The following is a 372-nucleotide window of genomic DNA, read 5'->3' on the forward strand; positions in this document are numbered from 1 at the left end:
ATGTTCGCGTCATCGGCATAGCGCACGAAGCGATGGCCTCGCCGCTCCAACTCACGGTCGAGTTCATCGAGCAGGATGTTCGACAGCAGCGGCGAAAGCGGGCCGCCTTGCGGCGCCCCCTCCTGCCGATGGCTGACAACCCCGTCCGACATGACGCCCGCTTCGAGGTAACGGCGGATGAGTCTGAGTACCTGTTTGTCTTCGACATGGCGCTCAACACAGAACATCAGGATGTCGTGGTTGACCCGATCAAAGAACTTCTCCAGATCGAGTTCCACGCAACACCTATGACCCGCCGCCACATGGGTGCGGGCCATCTCGACAGCCTGGTGAGCGCTTCTGCCCGGACGGAAGCCGTAGCTATAGTCCGAG

The 372-nt window shown here is 61.0% G+C and carries 1 protein-coding gene; it reads right to left on the bottom strand.

Going from position 1 to position 372, the window contains the following annotated elements:
• On the bottom strand, positions 1 to 317 hold a 317-nt coding region (locus ASV53_RS24925), incomplete at its 3' end, for a reverse transcriptase domain-containing protein (protein ID WP_275657134.1).
• Positions 318 to 372: the final 55 nt, after the last annotated feature.

This window comes from Photobacterium sanguinicancri, assembly GCF_002265265.1.
Classification (GTDB): domain Bacteria; phylum Pseudomonadota; class Gammaproteobacteria; order Enterobacterales; family Vibrionaceae; genus Photobacterium; species Photobacterium sanguinicancri.